The sequence below is a fragment of the Maribacter sp. genome, assembly GCF_039974175.1.
Classification (GTDB): domain Bacteria; phylum Bacteroidota; class Bacteroidia; order Flavobacteriales; family Flavobacteriaceae; genus Maribacter_C.
In genome coordinates this window covers 426,480-452,919 of sequence record NZ_JBDWJN010000009.1, presented here as the reverse complement: position 1 = coordinate 452,919, position 26,440 = coordinate 426,480, and the positions used below count along the sequence as shown (strand labels likewise).

General features: G+C 38.9%; 22 protein-coding genes and 1 tRNA gene. 14 read left to right on the top strand and 9 right to left on the bottom strand.

The window, feature by feature from the left end; translation table 11 throughout:
- Nucleotides 1-188 precede the first annotated feature (188 nt).
- The 5 genes from surE (at nt 189) to ABJN95_RS08390 (ending at nt 5,272) form a co-directional block, all read left to right on the top strand.
- A complete protein-coding gene (gene surE / locus ABJN95_RS08410; protein WP_348369936.1) occupies nt 189-968 on the top strand; it encodes a 5'/3'-nucleotidase SurE in 780 nt (259 codons plus the stop codon).
- Nucleotides 969-1,036: 68 nt separating this feature from the next.
- Nucleotides 1,037-1,321, top strand: a complete 285-nt coding sequence (locus ABJN95_RS08405) for a hypothetical protein (protein WP_348370084.1) — start codon at nt 1,037-1,039, stop codon at nt 1,319-1,321.
- A gap of 84 nt (nt 1,322-1,405) precedes the next feature.
- Nucleotides 1,406-2,518 carry a lipid-A-disaccharide synthase gene (lpxB, locus tag ABJN95_RS08400; RefSeq protein WP_348369935.1) on the top strand — a complete coding sequence of 371 codons (1,113 nt, stop codon included), beginning with the start codon at nt 1,406-1,408 and terminating at the stop codon, nt 2,516-2,518.
- Nucleotides 2,519-2,639: 121 nt separating this feature from the next.
- Nucleotides 2,640-3,218 carry a C40 family peptidase gene (locus tag ABJN95_RS08395; RefSeq protein ID WP_348369934.1) on the top strand — a complete coding sequence of 193 codons (579 nt, stop codon included), beginning with the start codon at nt 2,640-2,642 and terminating at the stop codon, nt 3,216-3,218.
- Between the two features lie 86 nt (nt 3,219-3,304).
- Nucleotides 3,305-5,272 carry a ComEC/Rec2 family competence protein gene (locus tag ABJN95_RS08390; RefSeq protein ID WP_348369933.1) on the top strand — a complete coding sequence of 656 codons (1,968 nt, stop codon included), beginning with the start codon at nt 3,305-3,307 and terminating at the stop codon, nt 5,270-5,272.
- A 4-nt stretch (nt 5,273-5,276) separates the two neighbouring features.
- Here the strand turns inward: ABJN95_RS08390 and ABJN95_RS08385 are convergent, their stop codons facing one another.
- The gene (locus tag ABJN95_RS08385) at nt 5,277-6,842 is read right to left on the bottom strand and encodes a peptide MFS transporter (RefSeq protein ID WP_348369932.1); all 1,566 of its coding nucleotides are present in this window, start codon (nt 6,840-6,842) and stop codon (nt 5,277-5,279) included.
- An 18-nt stretch (nt 6,843-6,860) separates the two neighbouring features.
- Nucleotides 6,861-9,026, bottom strand: coding sequence for a S9 family peptidase (locus ABJN95_RS08380; RefSeq protein WP_348369931.1), 2,166 nt, complete (start codon nt 9,024-9,026; stop codon nt 6,861-6,863).
- Nucleotides 9,027-9,189: 163 nt separating this feature from the next.
- Between ABJN95_RS08380 and ABJN95_RS08375 the strand changes: the two genes are divergently transcribed.
- A complete protein-coding gene (locus ABJN95_RS08375; RefSeq protein ID WP_348369930.1) occupies nt 9,190-10,506 on the top strand; it encodes a hydroxymethylglutaryl-CoA reductase, degradative in 1,317 nt (438 codons plus the stop codon).
- On the top strand, nt 10,506-11,414 hold the full coding sequence (locus ABJN95_RS08370; protein WP_348369929.1) for a GYDIA family GHMP kinase: 909 nt from the start codon (nt 10,506-10,508) through the stop codon (nt 11,412-11,414). The genes ABJN95_RS08375 and ABJN95_RS08370 overlap by 1 nt, the downstream gene beginning before the upstream one ends.
- 49 nt (nt 11,415-11,463) lie before the next feature.
- Here the strand turns inward: ABJN95_RS08370 and ABJN95_RS08365 are convergent, their stop codons facing one another.
- The 6 genes from ABJN95_RS08365 to ABJN95_RS08340 form a co-directional block, all read right to left on the bottom strand.
- The gene (locus ABJN95_RS08365) at nt 11,464-13,587 is read right to left on the bottom strand and encodes a peptidylprolyl isomerase (protein ID WP_348369928.1); all 2,124 of its coding nucleotides are present in this window, start codon (nt 13,585-13,587) and stop codon (nt 11,464-11,466) included.
- A gap of 177 nt (nt 13,588-13,764) precedes the next feature.
- Nucleotides 13,765-15,054, bottom strand: coding sequence for a hemolysin family protein (locus ABJN95_RS08360; RefSeq protein ID WP_348369927.1), 1,290 nt, complete (start codon nt 15,052-15,054; stop codon nt 13,765-13,767).
- A gap of 198 nt (nt 15,055-15,252) precedes the next feature.
- Nucleotides 15,253-15,885 carry an LPS export ABC transporter periplasmic protein LptC gene (gene lptC / locus ABJN95_RS08355; protein WP_348369926.1) on the bottom strand — a complete coding sequence of 211 codons (633 nt, stop codon included), beginning with the start codon at nt 15,883-15,885 and terminating at the stop codon, nt 15,253-15,255.
- A gap of 1 nt (nt 15,886) precedes the next feature.
- The gene (locus tag ABJN95_RS08350; RefSeq protein WP_348369925.1) at nt 15,887-17,251 is read right to left on the bottom strand and encodes a hypothetical protein; all 1,365 of its coding nucleotides are present in this window, start codon (nt 17,249-17,251) and stop codon (nt 15,887-15,889) included.
- A 39-nt stretch (nt 17,252-17,290) separates the two neighbouring features.
- Complete coding sequence (locus tag ABJN95_RS08345) at nt 17,291-18,577, bottom strand: hypothetical protein (protein WP_348369924.1); 1,287 nt, start codon at nt 18,575-18,577, stop codon at nt 17,291-17,293.
- A complete protein-coding gene (locus ABJN95_RS08340; protein WP_348369923.1) occupies nt 18,578-19,306 on the bottom strand; it encodes a type III pantothenate kinase in 729 nt (242 codons plus the stop codon). It abuts the gene before it with no gap.
- A gap of 126 nt (nt 19,307-19,432) precedes the next feature.
- Here ABJN95_RS08340 and ABJN95_RS08335 point away from each other — a divergent pair.
- The 4 genes from ABJN95_RS08335 (at nt 19,433) to ABJN95_RS08320 (ending at nt 22,761) form a co-directional block, all read left to right on the top strand.
- Nucleotides 19,433-19,508: transfer RNA gene (locus ABJN95_RS08335), tRNA-Phe, on the top strand.
- Nucleotides 19,509-20,086: 578 nt separating this feature from the next.
- On the top strand, nt 20,087-20,257 hold the full coding sequence (locus tag ABJN95_RS08330; protein ID WP_348369922.1) for a DUF6747 family protein: 171 nt from the start codon (nt 20,087-20,089) through the stop codon (nt 20,255-20,257).
- 249 nt (nt 20,258-20,506) lie between these two features.
- Entirely contained in the window at nt 20,507-21,478 is a 972-nt protein-coding gene (locus ABJN95_RS08325; RefSeq protein ID WP_348369921.1) for a phosphotransferase, read from the top strand.
- The gene (locus ABJN95_RS08320) at nt 21,475-22,761 is read left to right on the top strand and encodes an ADP-ribosylglycohydrolase family protein (protein WP_348369920.1); all 1,287 of its coding nucleotides are present in this window, start codon (nt 21,475-21,477) and stop codon (nt 22,759-22,761) included. Before ABJN95_RS08325 ends, ABJN95_RS08320 begins: the two co-directional genes overlap by 4 nt.
- On the opposite strand, the gene ABJN95_RS08315 is transcribed toward ABJN95_RS08320, so the two are convergent.
- Complete coding sequence (locus tag ABJN95_RS08315; RefSeq protein WP_348369919.1) at nt 22,762-24,321, bottom strand: glycoside hydrolase family 32 protein; 1,560 nt, start codon at nt 24,319-24,321, stop codon at nt 22,762-22,764.
- Nucleotides 24,322-24,404: 83 nt separating this feature from the next.
- Here ABJN95_RS08315 and ABJN95_RS08310 point away from each other — a divergent pair, with 83 nt between their 5' ends.
- From ABJN95_RS08310 to ABJN95_RS08300, 3 genes are read left to right on the top strand one after another with little or no spacing between them, the layout of a single operon-like run.
- On the top strand, nt 24,405-24,896 hold the full coding sequence (locus tag ABJN95_RS08310; protein ID WP_348369918.1) for a rhodanese-like domain-containing protein: 492 nt from the start codon (nt 24,405-24,407) through the stop codon (nt 24,894-24,896).
- Between the two features lie 50 nt (nt 24,897-24,946).
- Complete coding sequence (locus ABJN95_RS08305) at nt 24,947-25,618, top strand: TIGR04282 family arsenosugar biosynthesis glycosyltransferase (protein ID WP_348369917.1); 672 nt, start codon at nt 24,947-24,949, stop codon at nt 25,616-25,618.
- The gene (locus tag ABJN95_RS08300) at nt 25,615-26,436 is read left to right on the top strand and encodes a purine-nucleoside phosphorylase (protein ID WP_348369916.1); all 822 of its coding nucleotides are present in this window, start codon (nt 25,615-25,617) and stop codon (nt 26,434-26,436) included. Before ABJN95_RS08305 ends, ABJN95_RS08300 begins: the two co-directional genes overlap by 4 nt.
- Nucleotides 26,437-26,440: the final 4 nt, after the last annotated feature.

Below are 26,440 nucleotides of genomic sequence, written 5' to 3'. Positions count from 1 at the left end.
CTATGTAATTTAATTGATGTGAACTATAATGTATCAAAGTAAAACTCCATGCATAGATTCTACTTCAATTGATTCTCTAAGATACTGAAAAAACCGTGCCAGTATGGAGTGAAGCGGTATTTTTTTGTTGTAAGCTACCTTATAGATATCTTTTTTTAAACGTATTTTTACAACTTAAATTATACGTTTTGTCGAAACCTTTGATTCTTGTAACAAATGATGACGGAATTACGGCTCCAGGATTAAGGGCTTTAGTGCGTTATATGAAGGAAATAGGTGATGTTGTAGTGGTGGCTCCAGATAGTCCGCAATCGGGCAAGGGACACGCAATTACCCTAGATATTGCGCTGTATTCCAAGAAAATGAAAATTGACTTGGAAAATGGGGCTAACGAAGAATACAGTTGTAGCGGAACACCTGCAGATTGCGTTAAAATGGCACTACAAGAACTTTTGGGCCGAAAACCTGATATCTGTGTCAGCGGTATCAATCACGGTTCAAATTCTTCTATCAATGTAATTTATTCTGGAACCATGAGTGCAGCCATCGAAGCGGGTATTGAAGGCATTCCGGCCATCGGTTTCTCTTTATGTGATTATTCTTGGAATGCTGATTTTGATCCCGCAGGTGAAAGTATTAAAAAAATTGTGCGCGAAGCCCTTTTGAATGGCATTCCCCAAGGAGTTGTACTGAATGTAAACATCCCAAAACTAAAAGAAAAGGACTTTAAAGGAATTAAAATTTGTCGACAAGCACGAGCCAATTGGAAGGAAAAATTTGATAAGCGAACGAATCCCATGGGAAAAGATTACTATTGGTTAACTGGGGAGTTCGAGCTTTTAGACAAAGGAGAAGATACTGATGAATGGGCCTTGGCCAATGGTTATATTTCAGTTGTTCCAACGCAATTTGACCTAACGGCGCATCACGCCATACAACATATAAATAACTGGAATTTACACGGCTAAACCTCCCTTAAGCGGTACAATTCTTAAGTATGGACTATGATCATAAAACCAACCAAACCACAATGAAAATAAACACTAGAAAAGAATTGCTCATAGGATTTATAGTGGGTATTATTGCGAACACCATTGGTACACTTTTATACATACTATTATTTTCAGATCTTGGTATACCTGAAACTTTTCAAGCTGCGGTGCAACAGGGTCATATTGGCAGTCTTTTAGCCCTAGGCGCAATTTTGAATCTACTTGCCTTTTTCTTGTTTTTAAGAATTCGAAGAGACAATAGAGCGAAGGGAGTTCTGTTCGCAACTATCTTGACCGCCTTGCTGATTTTGTATTATAAGGTGTTTTAAATAAGCTCAAGTTCAAGTATTAAGTTCAAACTCAAAATAAGGGGCATTGAACTTTATACTTGAACTTGACACTTGAACTTAATAATGAAGTACTACATTATAGCGGGAGAAGCTTCAGGAGATTTGCACGGTTCAAATCTTATCAAGGCATTGAAGGTCAAAGACCAAACTGCGGAAATACGCTGTTGGGGCGGTGATTTGATGCAAGCCGCCGGGGGTACTTTGGCCAAGCATTACAAAGAAATTGCCTTCATGGGCTTTTTTGAAGTAATTTTAAATCTCTTTACCATATTCGAAAATATTAGGTTCTGTAAAAAGGATATTACGGAGTTCCATCCCGATGTGGTGATTTTTATCGATTATTCTGGATTCAATCTGCGCATTGCCAAATGGGCAAAAAAGCATAATTATACTACCAATTACTATATTTCTCCCCAGATTTGGGCCTCCCGTGAGGGTCGCATTGAAAAGATAAAACGAGATATCGATGCCATGTATGTCATTCTTCCGTTTGAAAAAGAGTTTTATGCCAAGCATGAGTTTCCCGTTCATTTTGTAGGCCACCCCTTATTGGATGCCATTGCAAATCGACCTAACTTCAATGAACAAAGTTTTCGCTCAAGCCATAAGCTCCAAAATGAAAAACCGATAATCGCACTACTTCCAGGAAGCCGAAAACAAGAGGTCAGAAAAATGCTTTCCATTATGTTATCTGTAGTTGAAGATTTTCCAGATTACGAATTTGTAATTGGAGGAGCTCCAAGTTTAGAGAGTGAGTTTTATGCGCCTTTCCTAAAAAATCCGAATGTTAGTTTTTTATCGAACAAAACCTATGATCTATTGAGCATTGCACGTGCCGCCTTGGTAACCAGCGGCACAGCAACATTAGAAACTGCAATTTTCAAAGTACCGCAAGTGGTCTGTTATAAAGCAAATTGGTTATCATATCAAATTGCCAAACGCATTGTTACCCTCGACTACATCTCTTTGGTAAACCTGATTATGAAAAAGGAAGTTGTAAAGGAACTGATTCAAGGTGATTTGAATACCAAAAATCTTAAAACCGAACTGCATAAGATACTTGACGGAAGCCATCGAGGCAAGCAACTTGATAGCTACGTAGCGTTAGAGAAAACCCTAGGTGGACAAGGAGCTAGTTCAAAAACTGCAGAATTGATCGTGGCGAATGCCAGTTGAGAAGAATACTCCCTGCAAACAATAGAATTTCATAAAGTCGCGTTCCTATAATTAGGAGCACGCATTTTTTAAGGCCCTACCAGAACACACATTTCTAAAATATTTATTTAATTTTGAAGGCATGGGCAATAGAAAGGCTTTGCAACTATATAAATTTGGTTACTTTTTATTGGCATTGCTTCTCGCTAGCTGTGGTGCGGTAAAAAAGAAAACCACCTACGGTACGACGCCCAGAGAACGAACTGTTAGCGTAGCCCCTTCAAAAGAAGATTCACCCAATAGAACACCCAGAAAACGAAAAGAAAAAGTTGTCTTAACACCGGCTGACCATATTATCAATACGGCATTAACCTATTCAGGAACGCGCTATAAATACGGGGGAACCACTAAAAAGGGAATGGATTGTTCTGGTCTTCTCTATGTCTCTTTTGGAAAGCATGATGTTCAACTGCCTAGAGTGTCTTATGTGATGGCAGAGAAGGGCAAACGTGTTCGCATAAACAAAGTAGAAAAAGGCGACCTGCTTTTTTTTAAAACCAAAAAGCGTGGCAGACGTATCAATCATGTGGGAATGGTGGTTTCAGTAGCTGATGACGAGATTAAGTTTATTCACGCTTCGACTTCAAGAGGCGTAATCGTATCGTCGCTTCGGGAAGGTTTCTGGAACAATGCTTTTGTAAAAGCAACACGCGTCTTATAGTTTTCTTTTTTAAGTACATTTAGGTAAGAAATTACCAAAAAATGTCGTTGCTTAAATTTATTCCGATTAAACTTACTCTCTGCCTGATGTTGGGTATTTCAATTGGTGTTCAATTCGAATTAGGCATCTACATTCCGCTGCTCACTTGCCTAATTTCGATTGCCCTCCTTGCGCTTATTTTTGTAAAGCAAACAGGCAGAAATTCGATTTCTTTTGGAATAATGGCTCTTTTGAGTACAATTTGTTTGGGTGTTTTAGCCGTGTCGCTTTGGAAACCCAAAAATCAACAGAACCACTACTACCATCAAAACCTACAAACATCACATCTTTGGAAGGTAAAGGTTCGGGAAGTTCTAAAATCAACTCCCTTTTCCGATCGCTACGTAGGGAAAGTGTTTGCTATGGATGGAAAGAACGTATCGGGCCAATTAGTACTACATCAATATCGAGATTCCGCTACCGCAAAATTTCAGGTAGATGATGAATTGTTGGTCTTTGGGAGGTTGTCGGAAGTAAAACTTCCGTTAAACCCCTATCAATTTGATTATAAAGCCTATCTGAATGACTTGGGTATCTATCATCAGCTCCAGATCAATAAAACCAATCATATGGAGAGCAAACATTCTTCAAAGACCGTGTATGGGTTAGCTGCTTCGGTTCGGCGTAACATTATATCAAAATTAAAGAAAGCCAATTTCGGAAAAGAAGAATTGAGTATTATTCAGGCTTTACTTTTAGGTCAACGTGACGATATTTCGCAAGAAACTTATAACAATTATAAAAAAGCTGGTGCAGTTCATATTTTGGCCGTTTCAGGATTGCATATTGGAATTATTCTTCTAATACTTCAGTTTTTATTGCGTCCGCTAGAGCTTCTTCCGAAAGGAAAAACTATCAAACTTATGGTAATTGTCTTCTTGCTTTGGTGTTTTGCCCTGTTGGCAGGTTTCTCCGCCTCAGTCGTAAGAGCGGTTTCCATGTTTTCTTTTGTAGCCTATGCCCTCTATTTGAATCGCCCCAGTAATACATTCAACATTTTAGCATTATCAATGTTTTCCATTTTACTGCTAATTAACCCCATGTTACTTTTTCAAGTGGGGTTCCAAATGAGCTATGCCGCAGTTTTCGCGATTCTATGGATTTACCCATTATTTCAAAAATTATGGTTACCGAAAAATACGATCATCCGCAAGATATGGCAGTTATTATCGGTTAGTGTAGCGGCACAAATTGGTGTTCTCCCGATAAGTTTGTTTTACTTTCATCAGTTTCCCGCACTCTTCTTTGTATCAAACCTACTTATTGTACCAGCTCTCGGATTAATTCTAGGATTCGGAATCGTAACCGTCATACTGGCGCTTTTTGACGGACTCCCCCTATGGCTGGTTGAAGGCTACAATACAATGATCAACTTTATGAATTCAATAATCGAATGGGTTGCCCAACAAGAAGCTTTTGTCTTCAAAAACATCTCCTTCGATGGTATGCAATTGCTACTTTCTTATGCAATTATTTTCAGTCTCATGCTCTTCTTTGCACGCATAAGTTATAGACGTCTGATGGTGTTTCTAGGATGCGTCGTGGCTTTTCAAATTTGGGTATTTTACACCTCCTTTACTGCAAGTAAAACGTCATCTCTATTAATAGCGCATAAAAACAAAACCTCAATCTTATTACATCAATCGGCGTATCAACTGAATATATATACTTCAGACAGCATAGGTTCCAAGGCAATTGCCAAAGATTATCAAATAGGACTTGGTATAAAGAATGCGCAATTTAAAACGTTACAAAATAGCTATAACTGGAAGAATAAAGAGGTTCTTTTATTAGATAGTTTAGGAGTCTATTCTTCAGAAAATGTAGACTACCTTGTACTTACGCAATCGCCAAAAATCAATTTAGCACGACTTATCGATTCGATCAGACCGAAATACATTATCGCCGACGGAAGCAATTATGGGAGCTATATTGAAAGATGGAAAAAAACCTGTGCGAAAAGAAAACTCCCTTTTCACCATACGGGCGAAAAGGGAGCTTTTTATTTTAAATAAAGGATCAATGGTCAGATAATTCGAACCCTTCGGTTTCGTCATCATGAATAATAGTTTCTTTATCCTCAGCTCCATGGGTAAGTCTTTTAAGCGGTTTTAATAACAATATCACCAAGAGACCGAAGAGCACCGCAAAAACGAATAGCCCTCCAAAAACTTTGAGCTCACCAGCCTGTACCGACTTTTCGCCAATGACGCCTGCCACTTTATTACCTAATCCTGTTGCTGCCCAGTAAACGCCCATCATAAGCGCCATGTATCGAGCAGGTGCTAGCTTTGTGAAAAACGATAGCGAAACAGGAGATAAACATAATTCACCCAGTGTGTGGAACAAGTAGGCAAGTACTAACCAATACATTGCCGAACTACCATTTGCTTCATACTGTAGCGACGCAAAAACCATGTATACGAAGCCTATTCCCATAATCACGACCCCCACTGCCATCTTAAATAAAGAGGAAGCCTCTTTTCCTTTTAATTTTCTTTTGGCCCAAAAATTAGCGACTAAAACAGCAAACAAAATTATAAAACCAGCATTGGCTCCTTGAAACCAGGCGGCAGGCACTTCCCACCCCATAAACATTCTATTTGTTTTCTCCTCAGCGTAGAGATTCATCAATCCACCCATTTGTTCAAAACAACCCCAAAACACCAAAACCATTAGCAAAGATAAAAGCAAGACCACATATCTATCTTTCTCTACTTGCCCGTTAAGATTTTTGTAAATCATCATCATCAAACCCGTGATTAGCGATAAAACAATGAAAAGCGCTCCATAACCCCAATGATCTGGACCCTCGAAAGTAAAACCTGCATAAATGGAAAACGCTAACATAACAGCAACAATACTCAGCTGCAATGGCGATTTAAAGAGCTGTGAAAATAAGGTTCCAAGACTGATGTCTGAAGATTTTTCTTCAAGGGTAGGAGCATTGCCCACGTGAGTCAAAAACCGTTGACCGTAGAGATATACCAGAAGGCCTAAAAGCATTCCAATACCTGCCAAGCCGAACCCATAATGCCAACCGTATAGCGCAGCTACTAACCCCACAGAAAGTGAGGCTGTGAACGATCCTAAATTAATGCCAACATAAAATATACTAAATCCCTTATCTCGACGAATATCATTTTGTTTGTATAAACCGCCCACCATAGTAGAAATGTTTGGCTTTAACATTCCAACTCCAAGAATTACAAGACCAAGACCGGCATAATATGCCCAGATAGCATCAATTGCCAGAACCCCATGACCAGCAGTCAACAAAATAGCCCCAATAGTCACTGCCTTTTTTTGACCAATCAACCTGTCGGCAATAAAACCACCGGGTATACTCATCACATATACCAACATCGTATACCATCCGTAGAGGGCAAGTGCCTCTGTAGTGGTCCAACCCAATCCACTTTGAGGGTCGTTTTCCAGGGTTTTAGCTGTCATATACAAGGTGAGCAAGGCACGCATACCGTAATAGGAAAAACGTTCCCACATTTCTGTAAAAAAAAGTACGTACAGTCCTACTGGGTGTCCAAATAGTTCGCGTTGGTTAGCTGGTTTAATTGAATTTGCCATAATTTTGGTTTGATTTGGTTATAGTTTTGCTTTAATAAAATTGGTCATTTTCTTAAAAAGATGAATACTTGTATTCCCCCCCTGAATGCGATGATTTCTATCAGGATAAATCGCCCATTCGAATTGTTTGTCTGCCTGAATTAAAGCTTCAATCATTCGCATAGAATGCTGTACATGTACGTTATCATCTCCAGAACCGTGCACCAAAAGGTAATTTCCTTTTAATAATTCTGGGTAGTTAAAAGGTGAGTTGTCATCATACCCATTTGGGTTTTCTGAGGGAGTACGCATAAAACGTTCTGTGTAAATGGTATCATAGAAACGCCATGAGGTAACCGGCGCCACCGCTATTGCCGTCTCAAAAACATCATTTCCTTTTAATATACAGTTGGTCGACATATGGCCGCCATAGCTCCAGCCCCAAATACCGGTTCGTTCCTCGTCGATATACGATAATTCACTTAATTTTTTTGCCACTGCTATTTGATCTTCCGTTTCAAATTTTACCAGATTCATATAAGTAACCTTTTTGAAATCGCGCCCCTTAAGACCTGTGCCACGGCCATCGACACAGGCAATAATATATCCTTCTGAAACTAACATTTGATGCCAATAATCATGTGTCGTGTTCCATCTATTGGCTACATTTTGAGAACCCGGTCCGCTATATTGGTACATCAATAAAGGATACTTTTTCGAGGCATCAAAATCTTTGGGTTTGATCATGTACATATTCAAATCGTTACCATTGATTGCTATAGTAGAGAATTCCTTCACACTCATCTCATAGCCTTTTAATTTTTCGGAAAGACTTGTATTATTCAAGATTTCCTTAACCTCCTTTCCACTTGAAGCATAGTGCAGTGTATAAGTATTTGGCGTAGTAGCACTCGAGTAGGTATTTATAAAATAGGTAAAATCTGAGCTAAAGTCAGCCGAATTGGTTCCGGCGGTAACTGCAAGTTCTTTCTTCTTTTTACCGGAGCTTGAAATACTATATACCCCACGATTTATGGAGCCATTTTCCGTAGACTGATAGTAGATTCTGTCTTTTTTGGCATTATAGCCATAATAATTGGTTACCTCCCAGGCTCCTTGGGTTATTTGATTCATCAAAGGCCCTTCTTTGCTATATCGGTAAATATGGTTCCAACCATCTTGTTCGCTGGTCCAAATAAAACTATCGTCAGCTAAGAAGGTTAGGTTGTCAGTAATGTCAACATAAGCTTTATCTTTCTCTTCCAGCAATAGTCTTACTGAGTTATTCTGGGCATTTACATCATGTAATTTCAAATGATTTTGATGGCGATTTAAAGTCTGTACACTCAGATGATTCGGATTGTTCATCCATTTGATTCTTGGAATATAATAGGCATCACCAAGTGCTACCTTTGAAATGTCGGCTGACTTGACATCCAAAAGATGCAAAGTGACCTTTGCGTTTTCCTCGCCCGCCTTGGGATATTTGAATACATTTTGTTTTTGGTATAATTCTTTCCCATAGATATCCATAGAAAACTCGGGCACGTCGGTTTCGTCAAATTTGAGAAAAGCGATTTTGCTACCATTAGAATTCCATTCATACGCCTTTACAAAAGCGAACTCTTCTTCATATACCCAATCGGTTATTCCATTGATAATTTTATTCTTTTCACCATCAGAAGTCAGCTGAGAGGTAGTTTTAGAAGCTATATCAAAAAGAAATAAATTATTGCCAGCAGCATATACAATTTGTTCTCCATTGGGAGAAATTGAAGGTTCTTGAATTTTTGTTTCCGAGATTTTGGTGAGGTCTTTTGTGGCCAAATCGTAGACATAAAAAATGCCCAGTTTAGAATGTCTAAAAATGGGCTCAAGCTCTGTTGCCAAAAGTAGTTTCGATTCTTCATCGGAAAATTGATAGGCGGCAAAGTTTTCAATACCATCAAGATTTTTTGAAGAGACTATTGTTTCAACCTTATCCTGGGTTTTATAATCATATTTGTCTAGGCTAGTACTTCCGTTGGATTCATTTTGATTTAAAATGGTGTATTGCTTTCCATTCCTCATCGAACGAAGGGCTTGCATACCCTCTGGCTGAAATGTACTGTTATATATTTCCTCAACGGAAATCTGTTTTGTTTGAGCCAAGATCGAAGTCGAGAATGTAGCCAACAAAAATAACAAAATGTGTATTTTTTTCATATATCGATAGGAATGCGTTAAATTTTTCAAGTTTACTAATAATTATACGAATATTCACTATTCCGACTAAAAAAGAAGCAAGTTTTAGGTAAAGCCTCGCTGGCTTGGTTTTTTGACCGCAGGCCTCTTTATACGTATCTTTACGCATCAAATCACCAATAGTATGACGAAGCCTATTCAGGGATTTTCAAAACTCACGAAGGAAGAAAAAATAGACTGGATTGTATCGAATTACACCCAAGATGCTGAAACTGCAAAAAACATCTTAATGCGCTATTGGAATACAGATGTCGATTTACAAAAGCTTCATGACGAGTTTATAGAAAATACGATATCTAACTACTACCTTCCCTTGGGCATCGCTCCTAATTTTCTTATCAATACAGAGCTCTATGCTATACCCATGGCTATCGAAGAGAGTTCGGTGGTCGCAGCCGCCAGCAAGGCGGCTAAATTTTGGCTTGATCGTGGTGGTTTTAAAACCACTATTCTTGGTACTGAAAAGATTGGGCAGGTTCATTTTATGTTTTCCGGAAATTTTAACAAGCTTAATACCTTTTTTAAATACGTTGAACCAAAATTGCGCTCCGAAGCTGCTGTTATTACCCGAAATATGGAAAAGCGAGGAGGAGGTATTTCAAAAATCGAATTGCGCGATAAAACTGCTGAGCTTGCTAACTATTATCAGTTGCATTGCACCTTTGAGACCCTAGACGCGATGGGTGCGAACTTTATCAATTCGTGTTTAGAAGAATTCGCAAAGACGTTTAAAAAAGAAGCGCTGTGCTTTGCAGAATTTACAGAGGAAGAAAAAGATATTGAGATTGTCATGAGCATTTTGAGCAATTACGTGCCCAATTGCTTGGTTCGAGCTGAGGTAAGCTGCCCAGTAGAAGAATTGACCGATGACCCTACCGACAGCAAGGAATTTGCCAAAAAAATGATTCAGGCCATTGCCATTGCCAAAGTCGAACCTCATCGTGCCGTCACGCATAACAAAGGTATTATGAATGGTATCGATGCGGTTATTTTAGCCACTGGAAATGACTTCAGAGCTGTCGAAGCTGGGGTTCATGCCTATGCCGCTAAAGACGGAAAATATACCAGTCTTACAAATGCCTGCATCACTGATGGGATATTTAGCTTCTGGATAGAAATCCCCCTAGCCTTGGGCACTGTTGGTGGATTGACAAGTTTGCACCCCTTGGTAAACTTGGCGCTCGAGATACTTCAAAAACCATCGGCCCAAGAATTGATGCAAATAGTTGCCGTGGCCGGACTCGCTCAAAATTTTGCAGCGGTCCGTTCTTTGGTCACTACAGGAATTCAAGAGGGGCATATGAAGATGCATTTGTTAAACATCTTAAACCAGTTGGGAGCCACTGAGGAAGAAAAACTAACCTTAACCAACCATTTCAAAAAGAATTCGGCAACCCATGCTGCGGTCGTGGAGGCATTTGAAAATCTTAGAAGCCAATAATGACTCAGAAATTCTATAGCAACGGCAAGCTTTTACTATCTGGAGAGTATGTGATTCTCGATGGTGCCCTTGGCCTTGCGGCAGCTACTACTTACGGACAAGCTTTACAGATAACCGAACACAAATATCCGCTTATAAAATGGAAAAGTACTTCGGCCGACGGTTCAGTCTGGTTCGAGACTGAAATTGACGCTATTAGTCTTGAAATTATTCATTCATCAGATTTAGACACTGCCAGAACACTACAAGAAATATTGAAGCAGGCAAGGAAGCTTAATGCTGATTTTTTATCTGGCTCAACGGGCTATAGGGCAGAGACCTACATGGATTTTGAGCGCAGTTGGGGTCTCGGCTCCTCTTCTACCTTGATCAACAATATTGCTCAATGGGCCCAAGTAGATGCGTATCAACTACTATGGAAGGCTTTTTCAGGTAGTGGCTATGACATTGCTTGTGCTCAGCACGATTCACCCATTTTATATAAATTAGAGGAAAACCAGCCCAAGGTTACAGAAGTAGTTTTTAATCCACCCTTTAAAGATAAATTGTATTTCGTACATCTTAATAAAAAACAGAATAGTCGTGAAGGCATTGCCCAATATCGAAATCAAAGTTTTGATAAACCACAATTGATAAAAAGTATTTCCGCTATCACACGACAGCTTGTAACATGCACTCGTCTATCTGAATTCGAGACCTTGCTTTGCGCACATGAAGACCTAATTGCCCAAAACCTAAACCTAAGCACCATAAAATCGGAAAAATTCCCCAATTATACGGGAAGCATTAAAAGCCTAGGGGCATGGGGCGGTGATTTTATACTGGCCACAGGAGATAAAAGTACACCTGCCTACTTTAAGAAGATGGGATATCATACCGTGATTCCTTTTAAGCATATGATCTTATAAAAAAAGCCTTCCGAATGGGAAGGCTTTAGATAATTTAAACTGAATGCTATTAATAAAAAGTAGCTCTATTGTCTTCTATTTCGGAAGCCTCTTTTAAGGCGTCGAATACGGCCGTGTTTACCCTGGCAGCAGATGATGACTTCAAGGTGTTTGCGTATGTACTATAATTATCTAAAGTGGTGGCGGCCTCTTTTTTAGTTACCGTCACCATGAACACACCGGTTTCTCCTTCTATCAAGCCAGAAGTTTCTCCTTCACTCATTGCATATGCAGCACCTACTATTGCTGGTTCTCTTCCTGCTCCCGGAATGGTTGGTGACTTTACAGTCAAAGCCGTAGCGTTAGACATTGAAACATTGGCATCTTTTGCCAAATCTTCCATTGATTTTCCTTGGTGCTGCCCAATAATTTGAGCTGCTTTTCTTTCCTTTCTTACCTTGGGAAGAATACTGGCTGATGCATCCTCAACAGACATAACCCCCTCTTTATAGGAAGCAGTTAATTGTACAACCGCATAACCATTGTTGATATTGAAACGTCTGATATCTCCTATCTCTGTATCCTCATTAAATGCCCATTGCACAATATTACGTTGATTGGTAAGCCCTGGTAGATTTTCATCTAAAGCATTGATTTTGTTTACAGGCCTTACCAGGTATTCATTTTCTTTAGCTAAATCGGTAAAAACCTTATCACCTGAAGTAGTTGCCATCTCAAATTTCGTAGCATCGGTAAACAAGGCATTTATGGTTTCTTCCGAAGCTTCGATTTCTCGACCCAAGGTTGCAATCTGAACAATATCCTCTTTGTCATCTACTTTTATAACATGAAAACCAAAATCAGTTTCCACAAGGCCTATTGCTCCCACACTGTTGCCAAAAGCAAAGTCATTGAATTTAGGCACCATAGTACCTTCCTGAAAATATCCTAAATCACCCCCATTAGGAGCCGATGGTCCGTCTGAGTTATCGCGGGCCAACTCTACAAATGCGGCCCCAGGTTTTCGAGCTTCACGGTATAATTCGTTTGCTTTCGCTTCTGCTTCTTCCTTGCTGCGCTTCACATCAGGATTTGCTCGCTGAGCGCCTTCATATGCAATCAGTATGTGACTTGCCTTTACAGAACCATTTGCCTTTCTAGCGATCATCTTTGAAATCTTAAAGAAATCTCCATCGCGATACGGACCAAAGGTTTCGCCAACTCTCAACGTCATCAAGGTATCAGCAAATGAAGCCGGCAATGCTTTTTTAGCTTTAAAAATTGTGTCAAATTTAATATCTGAGTTTCTATCTAAAAAGGCATTGACATCAGTTGTAGTTCTGAAACCTGCTATGGTATCATTTGTATTAGTCAGCGAGTTAAACTCTACAGAGTTATCCATCAATTTTAAAAGACCCTCCTTAACCGCTGTCTCATCAGTAGCTGATGGTTTCTCTTCAAAATATACATACTGAAGATCACGTGATTCATCTTGCTTATACTCCTCTTTATGTGCATTGATATAAGCTGCAATTTCACTTTTGGTAACCGTTATGGTGCTATCGGGAATTGAAGAATAAGGTACTCGAACATATTGCAAATCAACTTTATCATTCGCTAATTTATAGTCAAGCTCGCCTTCCTTTAGTGTTGCACCAACACCTGCCTTGATCAAATTGAAATAGGTCTGTTCTTTAGCGCTTTGAATGATGTTCTGTTCATCTTGCAACCAAAGATCGTACTGAGCAGGATTATTCACTTTCATATCGGCAATGAAATCGCGAAATTTATTTTCATCGAATATACCGCTCTCATCTTGAAACTGAGGGCTTTGAGAATAGCCTGGTATGGTTTTGATATAATTCATGATTTGGTCTTGCTCAATATCAATACCCAAATCTTCAAATTGTTGTCCTAAAATCGAATTGCGAACTTCTTGATCATAAACCTGGTTTACAAGTTGCATAGAGGAAGTGTTGGCAGATCTTCTAGAGGCCGCCTCAATCTTTTGTCTAAAAGCATCAACAGAAATTTCATCACCATTGATTTCAGCCACAGCAGAACCAACTTTTCCAGTACCTCCTGCTAAATCACCGTTAACAAAAACACCTGATATTACAAACGCAAAAAGGGCCAACCCGATGATTAAAATCAAAATGGTAGTCCGCTTTCTAATATTCTCTAAAATTGCCATTGTATGGAGTATTTAAAATCAGTTTGCGAAATTACCATTTTCTTTTCACCTGTTCAAATTTATTGTAGGTATCGGTCGGCTGTAATTCGCTAGTATTGCTATTTTTTTGGCTAAAAACAGCGTAGCAGGTTTATTCAAAAGTATTATAAAGTTCTACAGGAATATAGATGGTAAAACCTATTCCTTATCGAGTAGCTCGAGCATCACTAAATCAATCTTATTACTAGAGACCTCAAGAATGGTAAACCGAAAGTTTTCTATTTCAATTTCTGTTCGCTGTTCTGGAATCTCTCCTGTTTCGTTTACTATCAAACCACCTAATGTTTCATATTCGTCACTTTCGGGTAGTTCAAGCTTGTAATTCTCATTCAGATAGTCAACATCTAAGCGAGCGGAAAGTTTATAAGATGTTTCCGTAATTTGTTCTTCTATCAAATCGGTGGAGTCATGTTCGTCTTCGATTTCACCAAAAAGTTCTTCAACAATATCTTCGACGGTCATGATACCAGAAGTTCCTCCATATTCATCGAGCACAACCGCAATACTTTTGTGTTTTTTGATAAGTACATTTAAAATATCATTGATGAGCATTGTTTCAGGCACAAGTTCAACAGGTCGCAAGATACTTTTTATGGTCTTTGGCCTTTTAAAAAGTTCAAAGGAGTGAACATATCCAATGATGTTATCAACTGTATCTTTAAATATCAATATCTTAGAATACCCAGTTTCTGTAAATAACTTAGTGAGCGTCTTAGGTGTTTCATGAAGCTCAACTGCCGTAATTTCGGTTCGCGGCACCATAACTTCTCTGGCTTTAACAGCTGAAAATTCTAAAGCGTTCTGAAAAATTTGTATTTCAGAATCCAACTCATCTTCCTCTTCAACGGTCTCCATCTGTTCGGTAATGTAGTCACCTAACTCTATTTTGCTGAACGACAATTGTACCTCGTCGCCATCAGTTTTCAAGAACGTTTTCAAAATAAAATCGGAAATTTTGATAATGAACCAAGACAGGAATCCGAAGAGGACATAGAAGATATAAGCGGGAAGTGCCAATACCTTCAACAAGGTATTCGAATAAATCTGAAACAATACCTTTGGGAGAAATTCTGCAGTAAACAAAATAACTATAGTTGAAATCACCGTTTGCGTAAGTAAACTAAAATCGGTCAAAAGTAGATTGATCAAACCGCTCGAAGAAGACGAAAGGCTAACGAACCATTCCAACAATACCTCACCCATAAAGAGACCATAGACCACCAAGGCAATATTGTTACCAATAAGCATGGTAGCTATAAATTTCGAAGGTTTTTCGGTTAAGAGCGTTAATATCTTGGCCAGAAAACCTTCTTGTTTTTTTTCAATCTCAATATGGATTTTATTTGCTGACACAAAGGCGATCTCCATTCCAGAAAAGAAAGCAGAAAATAGCAAGGATAAGATGATAACAAAGGTGGAAGTATCCAAAACTACTCTTGGTTTTCACGTTGTCGTTGCTCGAATTTTTTTCGGTACTTTCTCCGGAACAAAAACATACCTATAGAAGCTATAGCGAAAAAGATAAATAAATAAGCATAGTTACGATCGGTATTCCATACTTGTGTAATCTTGTATATGGAAAAAATAGCTACGAACAGATAGAGATATTCGGTATATCTTAAAATTTTAATCATTAAGCGGTTCTTTTTCTTGCGGTTCTTCTTTTTCTTCAGGTATCAACATTAAACCATAGGTCTTATGTGCATACAGAAAGTTTCGGTCTTTACTAAAATCCATTCCTTCGCCGTCCATGATTGTGCCGTCTTCAGGATTGGTGTAGGTGAATTTTTCATGGGTGAATATCCACTCGTTATCTTGGTCTAAATAAAGCTGGGAAGTTTCCAATTTTTTCCCGTCATGACTTTCTAAGACCACATTACCACGTAAATCTATCAAATTCGTAGCAGAATAAATAATACCGTAGTCGGCTTTAACGATGCTTTTTTGATTTAAATCATCAAAAAAATCAAGTAACAATCCGTTAGGGAAGGTGCGATATGGAAATTCTAAATTTGTATAATCTTCTTGTTTAGGGCTTGTCAATACTGAGATAACTCTAGAAGCCTCTACTGAATCAGCTACAATGACTTTTTTTGCCTCCGTATAGGTAAGTACAAAGTTCTCAGCTATACCGATAGGAAAAACATTCTTTTTAGCCTCATCGCCAACACGTTTGTAATTATCTCCACATGAAAAAAAAAGCATTGCCACGAAAATTGTGGCAATGCTTAGCATATTCTTCTCTAAAACTTTGTTCATTTTACAAACTAGGCACTTTTACGCTTCCTCCAACCCAACAACTAAAGGTTACGGTCTTACCAGCCATGCCATCGGTAAAAATCATTTCTTTTGTTGGTGCTTTTGCAGAATAGCTTGCTGCAGATTTGTTAGCCCTAGAACTCAATGAAGGGTTAACCCGACCTGCTTTGCGGGCCATATCAGCTGCTTTCCAATAAATCGCACGTTTTTCAAAAGTAGTTCCACCACATTGGTTAGCGCTACTTGCATACAAACTAGCAATTAGCAAATAGGCTTTACCATTTGAAGGGTTCGCATCGATGGCTTTTTGAGCATACTTACGTGCTGCTCCTTTACTACCTCGTCTGTATATCGTGGCAACTTTATAAGCGATATTTGATCGTCTTTTAGCATCAGTCTCTAAAGTTATGGCCTTATCAAAGTCTGCAATGGCACCTTTGGTATCGCCTGCTTTTGACTTCAATGTTCCTAGGTAGACATAAACGTCTGCAGATGGGTCAAGCTCAGCTTGAACCTCAACCATTTTACTAAATAATGGGTCGTCTGTACACTCCTTAGCGAACATTCTACCTACTGCTCTTTTTACCCAAATAACATCACCCTTCTTTGCATCAAAGCTTTTTTGATATAATGGAACCAAGTTACCACAATCAGCAAGTGCACCCAACTTAGAGTCTACACTACCTGCAATCTTACCAAAAGATTTTGAATTGGTATTCGCAGCTTTAAATCGTTTCTTTTCCTTAGAAGTCATTGATCCTTCCTTAGGCAATAGTTTTGCAATAATATCAGTTAATTTTCCATTTTCCTCCTCAATCTTTTCCGTTACATCGTCATACACGTCAAATACTTCCTGCAGTTCTTTTTTGCCCGAATTGTGCAAATCAACAAGACTAGAAAAATATAAATAAAGTGCTTTGGGATTTTTAAAATTCGCCCTATCCTCGGTAAATGCTTTTCCCAACTGGCTATAAATCTCGTCGTCAGAGATCATTTTATTATCGTACTTCATAAGTACTTTATCGATCATGACGTCAGCCATTTTGGTTTTCTTAGGAAAATGAACCATGCTATTATCATACAATGCCATCAAATCACTAATGAAGCCATCTTTTTCAGCTCCCGAAGATTTTTTGATCTTGTCTTTTAAGATTCTTTCCCCGTAAATGAAGTTAGCCCGGTTTAAACCTGGACATGTTTCATAGACCATTTTCCACGGAGTATACGCCGCATCGTAATTCTTAACTTTTACATGCTCTGTGTAAATAGAGAGGTTGGTAACACACTCTGTATTCTGAGCTTGGGCATTGCTTATCGCCATTGACCCTAAAAGCATAATTGCCGTAAAGTAGAGTTTCGTTTTCATGTTCATTCTTGTTTAAGTGGTTAATGTACTAAATTTTAGTTAGTTAATCTTTCTTTTTTGGAACCATCTGTCATTTAATGATAATCCAACATTTATTTTGAAATAATTTTCCTGAATTAGCATCATATCGGTTGTTCCTCTTTTACCAATCTCAAAGCCAAGATTAATATTCGAAAAACCGCTAGACGTAAAAGACAGTGGTAACCCAAGTCCAAAAGTTATGCCAAAGTTATCAATCTCCGTGTTATTAACTATCATGCCTGTTTTTTCCATTCGCACTCCGGCACGATATGTAATTCTTTTTAAGAAGTTGTTAAATGAAGTATAATCAGGTATAAAATACCCTCCAAAAGCCACGGTACTGGCATCTTGATAGCTCAAATTGTCAACATCAATGAAGTCGTTTGTAAATGAACTTAGGCCCTGAAAACTATATTCTGCACCTAAAAACCACTTTTTATTCTCTCCAAAACCAAGACCCAAGGTGGCCGTAGTAGGAATTGTCAAACCGGTTTCTTTGAGTCCTCTGGCTTCTAGATCAACATCAATAATTTCGATATTACCCCCAGTAGAAGTAGAAAAAGAACCGATTTCCTGGGTGTTACGCGCCGAGAGATTGGCTTGTGTATTTACCCTAGCCGAAGTATATAAGGTATACTTATCTTTAATTGTCGGAGTGTAATTAACTGCATAATTAAAATCTAGACCGTTTATGGTCGATGTTCTATCGTCTAAGGCCCCAAATTGTACATTTTCAATAATTTGAGTTCTCAAATTATTGATCGTTCCAAAATTGAAACTCGAAGTAACGCCTATACTTAGATTTTTGGTTATTTGATACCCCAGAGACACATACACCTTGTTCAAACCGCCTTCTCCAGAATATTGATTGGTCACATTTGACTCCGTGCCATCTTCATTTGTTGTGGTCGATTCTGACAATATATTGTACCCAACAGAAGTGTAAGGCTTGATACCAAAACCAAGACCCAACCCTTTGCCCACATTAAAGCCAAGGGATAGATAATCAAGATTAACGATCTGATTGCTTTCTTTTGCTGTAGCACTGTTTAGAGACAGCTGATTATAGGAGATACCTGCGGCATAAACGGTACGGCGTAATTTTCCATAGGCTGCCGGATTTTGAAGATTCACGTGAATACTATCTGCATACATGCCAAGTCCTGCCATCATTTGATTTTCAATCGTAGCTGTGGGTCTTATATCACCAATACCAAAATAGGAATAAGGGGAAACAGTTCCGTTTTGAGCATTCGCTCCCATAGCGGCGAAGCACACTATTGCAATAACAATTTTTTTGATCATTTAACGCTTGTTGTATTCCAGCAAATAGTTTAACCCTGCGAGGAGAAATTTGGAATCCGCAAATATGGTATTTTTTAATCGTTTTGACAAAAATTGCGCATCACCGCCTGTTAAAATAACTGTTAAATCTTCAAAACGAGAACTATAGCGTTCTATAACCCCATCAATTTCGGCTAAAACTCCATGTACAACTCCACTATGAATACTTGATTTGGTAGAGTTTCCTATTAAGTCAAGCGGGTCATCCAATTCAAGAAGTGGTAGTTTGGAAGTTTGATTGTGAAGGGCCTCATAACGCATGTGTAAACCCGGAGAAATACCCCCACCTAAGTATTCGCCATAATCGTTCACCATGTCATAGGTAATACAAGTACCAGCATCGACAACAAGCGTGTTAGCGGTTGGGTTATGATAAAAAGCAGCGGTCGCCAAGGCAACGCGATCGACCCCTAATGTTTGCGGTGTGGCATATGAATTTTTAAAAGGAATTTTAGAGCTATGGTTCAAAACATGAACTTGACAAAAGATCGACAAGGCTACAATGTCTTTTTGATTCAAATAACCCACGGCAGAAACGATGGCCCATGTGATGTCAGGGTAAAAATTAAAGATATCTTTTACCTTTTCGATAAACCTTTCAGCTTCCGTACTAACGTCAAAAAGCAAGTTCTGTTTATCAAATACCGCAAGCTTTACCGAGGTGTTACCAGCATCTATGATTAAGTTCATGTAACAAAGATGACAAAATGAAAAATAAACCCATACTTTTTTCTACGTTTTTGTTTGTATATCCTAAATTTGAAATTATATTTGCAGCCCTTTTAGGCGATGCATTGAAGTTGCCGAAAAGGACATGGTGCCTTAGCTCAGTTGGTAGAGCAATGGACTGAAAATCCATGTGTCCCTGGTTCGATTCCTGGAGGCACCACCACAATCCCCTGTAGACTTAATGTCTCCGGGGGTTTTGTTTTTTAGTTGACAATAGGGGTTTCATATTAATCAAGTAAGCGCAGTTAAACTGCTTAATAATTTTACTGGTGCAATGTGAGGGGTAGTCTTTCTTAGACCAACCTATAGTGCCGAATTTAGAGTGCCCATGATGTTCAATACGTTCTCTTGTTTGTCTGAAATTCATATCTCAACGGTTTATATAGATAAGGTTGCGTGTTCGCTCTTGTGTTGCTTAACATCTTGTTCAAGACAAGCACTGCCCTAGATTGACAAGCTACAAAGCACAATTCCGATACCTTATTACGGTATACCTTGTAATGCCTTCGCAGCGCGCATTGGCAACTTTTGGCACTACAACTTTGTACTTATCTATTAAAAGCACAAAATCTAGTTAACGAACATTCTCCCTACAAACCGTGTCTCCTTCTTAATCCTACTTATGGTGCTGTTTATCGATTGCCAATGTCAATGACCCAAGTTTAGAACCGTTTGACAAATAAATAATCTTTGCGGTCAAACTACACAGAACTTTGCGGTATCAACCTCAAATTAGATATTATGAAAACAGTTTTACTTTTAAAAGAAATTTATAGGGATGGTTTTAGAAACATTGGAAGCCTAATAGTAAAAAGATATTTCAAGTTTTTCGCTTGGTTTAGTTTTATTATGTTCGCTATTGTGTTATACGCCTTTATATTTAGGGTTTCCACAGGTTTTGCCTTCGATTAAACTTTAGCAATCTAAATTAGTTTCATACGAACCACGATCTCAAAAGATCGTGGTTTTTTTCGTACTATACCAAGAGCATTGATCTATCAAGAAGGTAGAACGTGTAAGAAATTTGGCAGCCTACCCCTTTAGAGCACAACCAAAAAAAATAGAGATAGGTATACAAACGCTTAACTTCAAAAAATAACCTCTGGTTTTTGGAAAAGTATGGATAACTTTAACGACTAAATCGTAAAACTAAAATTATCCTTGACTTATATTGACAGCAATACATCGCTTGAAATTCTTCAGAAATTGTTTCTTGATAACCGTTGGATAAACCAAGAGGAGCGAATTCTTTCGACCGAAAAACCTGGTGAAGGCAATATGAATGTGGTACTCCGCATCAAAACGAGCATGCGTTCACTGATTGTAAAACAGTCTAGACCCTTTGTACAAAAATATCAGCAGATTGAAGCCCCACTAGCCCGCATCGCTGTTGAACATCAATTTTACCAAACGGTTCAAAATGAAATTCTCAACAAAAATCTGCCATCAATTTTGGGGTACAATGCAGATGCACATCTTCTACTCTTAGAAGATTTAGGGCATTGTGAAGACATGACTTCGTTATATGCCTCAGGAAAAATGAAGGAAGACAGCTTACAGCGCTTGACTTCAATCCTTAGCTTGATTCACCGGAGTGTAGTGCCCAAAGATTTCCCTGAAAATATGGCCATGCGCCAACTGAATCACCAACATATTTTTGTTTTACCTTTTCTAGAGGATAACGGATTTCAACTAGATGACATACAAGAAGGGCTTCAAAAACTTTCAATGTCGTACAAAAAAGACGCATCCTTGAAAGCCATTATTAATGAGGTAGGAAACAAATATTTATCGCCTGGAAATACGTTGTTGCACGGTGATTATTATCCTGGAAGCTGGATGACCGAATCAAAAAATATCTACGTGATTGATCCCGAATTTGGTTTTGTGGGTTTTCCAGAATTTGATTTGGGTGTTATGGCTGCGCATATCATCATGGCCACCTCAAAGGCGTCTTATCTCAATTCAATTCATGAGCTTTATGATGGAGTGCCCGACAAAAAGCTGGTGGCTCAAGTTGCCGGTATTGAAATTATGCGTCGCTTAATAGGGCTAGCACAACTGCCCTTAAAAAGGTCTGTCGAAGAAAAGCGGTATCTTTTGGAACTCGCCCGAAAAATGATATTATCATGAAACGTTTCCTTTTTGTTGTAGGATGTTGTGCATTTCTGGTTTTTTCATGCAAACAACCTAAGTCAAAGCTACATATTCCATCACCTACTAAAGTTAGTTACGGAGCTGATACCCTCATGCTATCAAAAGAAGCGAAGTATGACAAAATTCTAGGAGCCTTGGTTGGGTCTGCCATTGGAGATGCCATGGGCGCTTCTACTGAAATGTGGCACAGAAAAGACATTCAATTGAAATACGGTTATATCGTCGGGCTTACCCCTGCGGTTCGCGAACAGTCTCCTGAGGGAACTTGGGAACATAATTTGAACGCCGGCGCAACTACCGATGATACCCGTTGGAAGTTTTTAATGGTCAATTACTTGACTTCTCAAAATGGAAAACCAAATGCTCAAAACTTCGCCAAGTTCATCACAGATTATTACGCTTCCCTTACCAAAGATTTAAAAGGTACCGCAATCAGCACCGATCCTGATATGCTAGATAACCAGATCGAAAAAATAGACTGGATTAAAGAATGGGCGAGAGTTGCCTTGGCCTATCAAAAAAATCGTGGAGCCTATCAAAAAGCACAAAATAGATTCTATGGAGGTGAAATGTCATGCGCTGGCCAATTGTACACCCCTATGTTCGGTTTACTGGCCAAGACACCCGAAGAAGCTTATACCACGGCCTACGAACATACGCTATTCGATATAGGGTATGGCAAAGATATTTCAGCCTTGGTTGCCGCCATGACTCAAATGGCAATGCAAACACAAAATATAGACTCTATTGTAAACACGGCAACTTTCGTCGACCCCTATGGCTACCAAGACAGTCGTTTGGTGGGTCGCATTTCTAACGCAACTGCCGATGCTTCTGTAAAAAGTGTCTTAGCCGTCAGAGACAAGGTTTTAATAGATTCACTTATCGCCAAAGATTCGATAATGTTTAAAATGCCTAAAGGCTTTCAAGAATCACAAAAGGAATGGGTACGGCAAGAAATGATGTATCAAATACTTGAAAAAAGTGAGAAGGCCATTGCGTTTCACACAGCTGAGATCTGGCAAATTCTAATTACCGGACTCCAATTTGGAGAAGGTGATTTCGAAAAAACCATACAGTTTATCGTCAACTATGGACGTGACAATGACACGGTTGCAGCGGTTGCGGGAATGATACTAGGGGCAAAAGATGGGTATTCAAACCTACCCAAAGATCTTAAAGAAGCGGTTGTCAAAGTAAACAAGGAACAAATAGGGATTGATCTGGAAGTTCTGGCAGAAACACTTTCAAATCAATAATCACCAAATTCGTTTTACGCCATTAATCTCAAAATCTTTCAACCTAATTTCCGAGTCTCCCAAGTTTTCAATAGTCAAATTGGTATAATTTTCATTTGGAAAAAGTTGAGCCGTCATCACATATTGCCCTTTATTCATAAAAACTTCAATCGAAGAATGGTCAATGAACAAGCGAACTTCATATTCCTCTTCAGGTAAACCCGTTACTGGCATTATCTGTATGCTTGCAAAATCTTCTTGAAATGCAACTTTCCCAGAATTTGTTCGATCTAAAAAAAACTGCTCCTCCTCACCAAATAGCGTAAGAAGAACTTCTTCATCCAAACTATTACTCAATTTCAATTGAAAGTTTCTTGCACTCGTTAAGAAGCTTACTTCCGCCTGATTCAAGCTGTCAAAGGAAACAACTTCTTTGGCACCACCAACCACTGTAATATTCTTTTTGCCCTTTCGGTCAACGATAGCTTCTAGGTTTTTGACCGGATAATTAAACAAACTATAATCACCTTGTATTTTTTGCAAGGATAACTTTCGCGGCAAGGTCATGGCACTGCGCCATTTTTCCGTCGGCGTATCTCTTGCATAAGCCCAATTGCTCATCCACCCTATAAAAATTCGGTCGTCCTTGGGTGCATTATAATATGTGACGCCGGCATAGTTATCCGTTCCCCAATCAAGCCATTTGATTTCGGTTTGATCAGTGGTAAACTTCTCACCATCAAAGTTTCCAACAAAATACTGGGTGCCACTACCACCATTTGGCGCACCAGGATTAATACTTATCAAAAGGACCCATTTTTCTTCATCACTTCCCTCTACTTTAATAGGAAACAGATCTGGGCATTCCCAAACTCCACCATGAGCGCCCTCGTCTTTGCCGAATTCGCTCAGTTTGGTCCATTCTTTTAAGTTCTCTGAATTCCATAATTGTAGATGGTCACCGGCAACTAAGGCCATAACCCAAGTACGATTGGCTTCATCCCAAAAAACCTTTGGGTCTCTAAAATCTTTAATACCGTCGTTTTCAATGACCGGATTTCCTTCATATTTCGTCCAGGTATCTCCATTATCAAGACTGTACGCTATTCCTTGGGTTTGAAAATCATTTCTTCCTGCCTTTTCCCCCTTCATCAAATGATAGGTGAAAATCGCAACCAAAGGTGGGTTTTCTGCAGAGCCAAATCCAGACGTATTGGCAATATCGACTACTGCACTTCCAGAGAAAATCAGCCCGTGTTTGTCAGGAAATAATGCGATTGGTTGATGCTCCCAACGAACTAAATCTTTGCTGGTCGCATGACCCCAATGCATAGGGCCCCAAACAATATCTTCTGGATAATACTGATAGAACAAATGGTAAACCCCTTTGTGATACACCATTCCATTAGGGTCGTTCATCCACTTTTCTTCAGGTGAAAAATGAAATTGCGGTCGGTAAGGTTCTGTATAATAGTTCGTCTTAACAACGGCTATTGATTTGGTTTTTTGATTATCGTTTTTACAAGAAAAGAGCAATGCAACTCCAAGAATCAGAGGTAGTATTTTTGTTGGTAATTTCATTTTTTTGAGCGTTAAACGAATTTGAAGCTTATTTCTAAGCCTCCCCTAAAATAGTATCTTTGCACTAATTTATTGAAATACCCATGCGTTTTCTTTTATCATCTTTTCTGATTTTAGTTTTTAGCGCCTCCGTTTTGGGGCAAAAAAAATTAGACAAAGCCTTAGAGCGTTGGAACAACAAAAGTGTTCCTTACGTCTATGTTGACGACCTAAAACTGACCGAAAATATTGTGCTTCTCGATACAAGAAAAAAAGAGGAATTTGAAGTGAGTCACTTAAAAAATGCTATTTGGGTAGGCCATGAAGAATTTACTGAAGAAAGAGTGACTACCAAAATTTTAGATAAAAATGCTCCAATCATAGTGTATTGCTCTATTGGTGTACGTTCTGAAGATATTGGAGAAAGATTACAAAAAGCCGGATACACCAATATAAAAAATCTGTACGGGGGTATTTTCGAGTGGAAGAACCATGGCAATGCGGTTTATAGCCCCAAGCAGATGGAAACAGATAGCGTTCATGCCTTCGATAAAGAATGGGGCAAACTGCTTAAAAAAGGTGTCAAAGTCTATTAGTTCATAACACATATTATTCGCTAGCTTTCCCTCAAACCCCAGCACACTTCATGAGCATCATCCCTCCCATAGAAAATAGAAAAGAAAAGACCGTGGTAGATCATACTAAGGTAACTTCAAAGAATTTACTGCTCATTTTCACCAGAAATCCTGAACTGGGAAAATGTAAAACGCGATTAGCCGCAACTATAGGAGATGTAAATGCTTTGGAGGTCTATAAGTTTCTGTTAAATCATACCGTAAAATTGACACAGCCTGTAAATGCCATCAAGCAGGTTTGGTATTCGGAGGCAATCTGGAATGATGATATTTGGAACAATTCAATCTTCGATAAGAGATTACAACAGGGAAATGATTTGGGTATTCGAATGGCCAAGGCTTTTCAAGAAGGTTTCGCCTCAGGCTTTGAACGTGTAATTGTTATCGGAAGTGATATGTATGACCTTAGCAAAACAGACCTGGAAAATGCCTTTGATATTCTTAAAACCAAAGACTTTGTAGTTGGCCCGGCGGAAGACGGCGGTTATTATTTACTCGGAATGAATGCCTTCAACGCCCAGGTGTTTCAAAACAAAATTTGGGGTACAGCATCTGTATTGCAAGCTACTCTAGACGATTTGAGAAATAAAAATGTGCACTTGTTGGAAGAGCGAAACGATATTGATCTTTACGAAGACATTAAGAATATTACAGTATTTCAACCTTATTTGAAGAACCTATGAGACTTACCGAAAAACAATTACAAGAATCAACTGAATACCTAAAAGCCAAAGGGTTTGCGCATCCTGAAATAGGAATTGTACTAGGTACCGGCTTGGGAAAATTAGCTGACGAGATAGAAAACCCTATAGTAGCGCATTACAATCATATTCCCTTTTTTCCATTGGCAACAGTAGAGTTTCATACAGGTAAGCTATTGTACGGAACCTTTGAAGGGAAAAAAGTTGTTGTCATGCAAGGTCGTTTTCATTTGTACGAAGGTTACGATCTCATGGATGTAACCTATCCAATACGTGTTATGCATCAGCTCGGAATTCAAAAACTGTTTATTTCAAACGCTGCTGGAGCCATAAACCTAGACTTAAAAAAAGGAGATATGATGCTGATCGAAGATCATATTAATTTACAAGGCGGTTCGCCATTGGCCTTCAAAAATGTTGCTGAATTCGGAGATCGTTTTGTAGATATGGCAGCGCCCTATGATGCCGAAATGGGAAATAAATTAATGGCCATTGCTAAAAAAGAAGCTATATCGCTTAGACAAGGTGTATATGCCTCGGTGGTAGGACCACAGCTAGAAACACGGGCAGAATACCGCATGCTGAAGACCCTTGGAGCAGATGCCGTCGGAATGAGTACGGTTCCAGAAGTAATTGTTGCCAATCATTTACGACTACCTATTATAGCGGTATCAGTCTTAACGGATGAATGTGATCCTGATAATTTACAAGCTATTAATATTCAGGAGATTATCGCAATCGCAGAAAAAACAGAGCCAAAAATGGTAAAGCTGTTTAAAGAGTTAATAAAGGAAATATAATAAT

Coding starts and splice junctions, on each gene's coding strand:
- ABJN95_RS08300 (WP_348369916.1), top strand. CDS start 25,615: ATGAGACTTACCGAAAAACAATTACAAGAATCAACTGAATACCTAAAA.
- ABJN95_RS08320 (WP_348369920.1), top strand. CDS start 21,475: ATGAAACGTTTCCTTTTTGTTGTAGGATGTTGTGCATTTCTGGTTTTT.
- ABJN95_RS08370 (WP_348369929.1), top strand. CDS start 10,506: ATGACTCAGAAATTCTATAGCAACGGCAAGCTTTTACTATCTGGAGAG.
- lpxB (WP_348369935.1), top strand. CDS start 1,406: ATGAAGTACTACATTATAGCGGGAGAAGCTTCAGGAGATTTGCACGGT.
- ABJN95_RS08315 (WP_348369919.1), bottom strand. CDS start 24,321: ATGAAATTACCAACAAAAATACTACCTCTGATTCTTGGAGTTGCATTG.
- ABJN95_RS08345 (WP_348369924.1), bottom strand. CDS start 18,577: ATGATCAAAAAAATTGTTATTGCAATAGTGTGCTTCGCCGCTATGGGA.
- ABJN95_RS08340 (WP_348369923.1), bottom strand. CDS start 19,306: ATGAACTTAATCATAGATGCTGGTAACACCTCGGTAAAGCTTGCGGTA.
- ABJN95_RS08395 (WP_348369934.1), top strand. CDS start 2,640: ATGGGCAATAGAAAGGCTTTGCAACTATATAAATTTGGTTACTTTTTA.
- ABJN95_RS08330 (WP_348369922.1), top strand. CDS start 20,087: ATGAAAACAGTTTTACTTTTAAAAGAAATTTATAGGGATGGTTTTAGA.
- ABJN95_RS08365 (WP_348369928.1), bottom strand. CDS start 13,587: ATGGCAATTTTAGAGAATATTAGAAAGCGGACTACCATTTTGATTTTA.
- ABJN95_RS08350 (WP_348369925.1), bottom strand. CDS start 17,251: ATGAAAACGAAACTCTACTTTACGGCAATTATGCTTTTAGGGTCAATG.
- ABJN95_RS08375 (WP_348369930.1), top strand. CDS start 9,190: ATGACGAAGCCTATTCAGGGATTTTCAAAACTCACGAAGGAAGAAAAA.
- ABJN95_RS08310 (WP_348369918.1), top strand. CDS start 24,405: ATGCGTTTTCTTTTATCATCTTTTCTGATTTTAGTTTTTAGCGCCTCC.
- ABJN95_RS08380 (WP_348369931.1), bottom strand. CDS start 9,026: ATGAAAAAAATACACATTTTGTTATTTTTGTTGGCTACATTCTCGACT.
- lptC (WP_348369926.1), bottom strand. CDS start 15,885: ATGAACAAAGTTTTAGAGAAGAATATGCTAAGCATTGCCACAATTTTC.
- ABJN95_RS08385 (WP_348369932.1), bottom strand. CDS start 6,842: ATGGCAAATTCAATTAAACCAGCTAACCAACGCGAACTATTTGGACAC.
- ABJN95_RS08305 (WP_348369917.1), top strand. CDS start 24,947: ATGAGCATCATCCCTCCCATAGAAAATAGAAAAGAAAAGACCGTGGTA.
- ABJN95_RS08390 (WP_348369933.1), top strand. CDS start 3,305: ATGTTGGGTATTTCAATTGGTGTTCAATTCGAATTAGGCATCTACATT.